A 4134-nucleotide genomic window follows, 5' to 3' on the forward strand; every position below is an offset into this window, starting at 1 on the left:
GATGGTAGAAAAAACAGAAAAATCCAGATTTATATGAGGGGTGCTGAACAGTTACCTTTGCACTATACAATTCAGCAGTTAACCGCCGATAGCTTTCTAAGATCAACAGGGAAAGCACAACCATGGCATTGGGCGACAAAGACTTAATTCGCTTTTTAATCATTGACTCATCAACCAGGGAAGCAGAATCGTTGCTGAATGTTTTCCGTGAGTCTGGTTATTCTACTCGGGCAAATCAGATCAACTCTCTGGATGATCTCACTGATGCTATGTCCGGACAGCAGCACTGGGATCTGCTGTTGATGGCAGAGCCCCCCGAACCATTAAATCATTCCCGGATATTTGATGCTATTAATCAGAAAGATGTTGATTTGCCCGGGATCGTCCTGGTAAACCCGGATGATGAAACCGATGAACTGTCGTTGATTAAAATGGGGGCTCGCGCAGTTATCCCCCTGGGGCATGATGAATACCTGTTGACGGTTGCCCTGAAAGAGCTGGAAGACTTGAAGGTCAGGCGACACCATCGACGCATGAGTGTCGCCTTGCATGAATCAGAAAAGCAGCGTCAGTTGTTGCTTGATGACCAGGTTGATGCGGTTGTTTACGTTAATCATGGCCGAATCCAGTTTGCTAACTCTGCATTTATTAACATGCTGGGGCTTCCGGAAGAGACGTCACTGGATGGAACATTTTTCAGGGATTTGATCATTACCAAAGATCAGCTGGATATTGAAGCGTTTCTACTGGGAATTGAAGAAAGTGGTCAGGCGATGGCTGTCATTCAATGTCCTTTGGTCGCGCACAATGGCTCAGAAATTCCTGCTTCCGTCGTGATCTCACCGACGTCATTTAATGGTGAGTTCACCCTCAGTCTGCAGATTAAGCTCAGTGAGGAAGAAGGTGAGCAGGAAGGAGTGAGTGAAACGCTGGAAAAGTCAGCTCCAGACAACGAAACAGGGCTGTTTGACCGAAAACTGTTCGATCAGAAGTTGGATATTGCTATTCAGCGAGCGGTAGATGGCAAAGAAAAGTCAACATTATGTTATCTCCATCTGGAAACTCTGAAAGCCACTCTTGAACAGCATGGGAAAGAGGTTAGCCAGAGACTGTTTAAAACGGTTGCGAAAAAGATAACCTCTCATCTTGACACCATGCATCATGTGTCCAGTATGGGGGGCGCGAATTTTGCCGCTCTGCTTCGGGAAGGGGAAGAACAGGACATCACAGCGCTGATGGAAAGTTTGCTGGCAGCTGTGACCGGTGAGGATATTGTCATTGATCAACAAACGTTGCCGGTCAGGCTCTCAATAGGAGCGGTTATTCTCAATAATACTGCCAGCGATGCTGCTGCATTGACTGTTCAGAGTCGTCAAGCCACCGTGTTGGCGCAAAAGAAAGGTGGAAACCAACTGTGCTTTTATCGGAAGCGTAAAGTCAGCTCGGTTCATTCCGCTGAAAAACAGCTGGCTGGCATGGTTAGCCAAGCGGTAAAGAGCAAAAAAATCAGACTGAGTTATCAACCCGTTATCTCCCTTGCAGGATCCCCCGCTGAGTATTATGAAGTCTCTTTTGTCATGACCGACACGGAGGGAAAGGAACATGAGGCTTCGGAATTCAGGCCAAAGCTGGAAAAAAACAGTTTGTGGAATAAGCTGGACCGGTGGCAACTGATTGAAGCCAGTAAAGCATTGATGGCCAAGAGGAAAGAGGGGCATGATACCCGGTTGTTGATGCATGTCGGTGGTTTTTCTGCAACGGATAATACGTTTGTTCCATGGATGAAGGTTGCTCTGAAAACGGCAGGAATTCCTGCGGGTGCCGTTGCGATTGAATTGAGTGAACAGAATCTGGCCCGCTACTCAGAAGAAATACCTGATTTTCTCAGTTCTCTGAAAGCGATGGGATGCCAGACAGTGATCAGCGAATTTGGCTGCAGCCTCAACCCACTGGAAGGGATTGCTCATCTTGATATTGACCTGGTAAAGCTTGACCACTCCTTCACAGAAGAACTCAGCAGTGGTGGTAATGCCCAAGAGTTACAGAAAATGATCCAGGATCTCAGTCAAAGTGGGCGGAAAGTGATTGTGCCCGGGATTGAAACAGCGGAAGAAATGACCCCTGTCTGGCAATTTGGCGCTGATTTTATTCAGGGCAGCTATATGCAACCTCCTTCAGAGCGCATGGATTTTGATTTCGGGGCGGATGGGTAACCAATTCCGCCTTTTCTTTAAATCTGCCATCCGGCATCTTTCATGCCTGTTCCCCCCTCCCATGATTTCGAGGCTGTTTCTCCGGGCCTTGATTTATGGGTTTATCACCTGCATTGGGTATTTCAATTTACAGACACTATTACTTACAAGACAATACCGCCCCTGATAGATGTGTTTAAAAAAGGGATAGACAGGTATTTCCATGTCAGCAAAGCTCAATATGGTCATGGCCCAGCTGAATCTGGTGGTGGGCGACATTGACGGGAACACGTCCCGTGTCATTGAGGCTGCCCAGCAGGCCCGGGATCAGCTGGGTGCGGATGTTGTTGCCTTTCCGGAGCTGACCCTCTGTGGTTATCCGCCAGAAGACTTGCTGCTGCGGCCCAGTCTGATTGTGCGGGTAGAACAGGCGCTGAACCGACTCAGAGTGGTTAAGGGTATTGACTTGATTATCGGTGTCCCTCTGATGGGGCCACATGGTTTGGAAAACCAGGCGCTGGTGCTGCGTGATGGTGAGATTATCGCCCGCTACGGGAAACAGCATCTGCCCAATTATCAGGTTTTTGATGAAAAGCGCTATTTTATGAAAGGTCAGAATACGGTTATTTATGCCTGCAAAGGTGTAAATATTGCCCTGTTGATTTGCGAAGATCTCTGGTACCAGGGGCCGGTTCGCCGGGCTAAAGAAGCCGGAGCAGACCTGATTATCAGTCTCAATGCATCGCCCTTTCATATGAACAAGCAGTCTCTGCGTCAGCAGGTGGTCAGAGAGCGCTGTCTGGAGTCGGGCCTTGCTGTCCTTTATACCAACCTGGTGGGAGGTCAGGATGAGCTGGTGTTTGACGGGGGCTCCTTTGCCATGAATGGTGATGGTGAAGTGGCTTTTGGGGCAACCTGGTTTACGGACGAGCTGTTCTGCGTTGCCTTTGATAAAGGCTCTATGACGTTTGACCAGGGAGAGGTTGCTGAAATCCCCGGAGTTTGCTCAAGGGTTTATGATGCCCTGGTGACTGGTGTCAGGGACTATGTCAATAAGAATGGTTTCAAGGGTATCGTTCTGGGTTCGTCCGGAGGCATTGATTCTGCCCTGACTCTGGCAGTGGCTACCGATGCCTTGGGTAAAGATCGGGTTCAGGCGGTCATGATGCCCTATCGTTACACCTCCGATATGAGCCTTGAGGATGCGGCAGAAGAGGCGGAAATTCTGGGTGTTGCCTATAAGGTGCTACCGATTGAACCGATGTTTGATGCCTTTATGAACACTCTGAATACCGAGTTTGCCGGATATGGTCGGGATACCACCGAAGAAAACCTGCAGTCCCGGTGCCGGGGTGTCATGCTGATGGCGATCTCCAATAAGAAGGGTTACCTGGTGCTTACTACGGGGAATAAAAGTGAAATGGCGGTCGGTTACGCCACGCTCTACGGCGATATGGCCGGCGGTTTTGATGTTCTGAAAGATGTACCGAAAACACTGGTGTTTACACTGTCCGAGTATCGCAATACCCGGGGCTATGTGATCCCTCAGAGGGTGATAGACCGTCCGCCCTCTGCTGAACTTGCTCCGGATCAGGTGGATGAAGACAGCCTGCCGCCTTATGATCAACTGGATCGCATTCTTGAACTCTATATTGAACAGGATCAAAGTGCCGAGTCCATTGTGAAAGAAGGGTTTGACCGGGATACGGTCTACCGCGTTCTGAGGCTGGTGGATATCAATGAATACAAACGTCGTCAGTCAGCTATTGGGGTCAGAATTACGCCAAGAGGGTTTGGCCGGGATCGCCGCTATCCGATTACTAATGGCTGGAGGCCGGGCGTTTAACTCACTGCCCGTGTTTCTAGGAGGCTGTCCGAGAATAGCGTCCGTCTAGGCGACCCCGTAGCGAGGATTGCGAGAAATTGAGGATAAAAATTTCTG

General features: G+C 49.2%; 2 protein-coding genes. Both read left to right on the forward strand.

The features are described from left to right. The first annotated feature begins 122 nt into the window (after positions 1 to 122). Positions 123 to 2213 (forward strand): EAL domain-containing protein, encoded by a 2091-nt coding sequence (locus KDK15_RS19780; protein ID WP_257297116.1) that lies wholly within the window; start codon positions 123 to 125, stop codon positions 2211 to 2213. Positions 2214 to 2415: 202 nt separating this feature from the next. After that, positions 2416 to 4038: an NAD+ synthase gene (locus KDK15_RS19785; protein WP_257297117.1), complete on the forward strand. Its 1623-nt coding sequence runs from the start codon at positions 2416 to 2418 to the stop codon at positions 4036 to 4038. Positions 4039 to 4134 lie beyond the last annotated feature (96 nt).

This window comes from Endozoicomonas sp. YOMI1 (assembly GCF_024606345.1).
In the GTDB taxonomy this organism is placed as follows: domain Bacteria; phylum Pseudomonadota; class Gammaproteobacteria; order Pseudomonadales; family Endozoicomonadaceae; genus Endozoicomonas.

What these genes read in the sequence shown, in the direction of transcription:
- KDK15_RS19780 (WP_257297116.1), top strand. Translation starts at nt 123, where the DNA reads ATGGCATTGGGCGACAAAGACTTAATTCGCTTTTTAATCATTGACTCA.
- KDK15_RS19785 (WP_257297117.1), top strand. Translation starts at nt 2,416, where the DNA reads ATGTCAGCAAAGCTCAATATGGTCATGGCCCAGCTGAATCTGGTGGTG.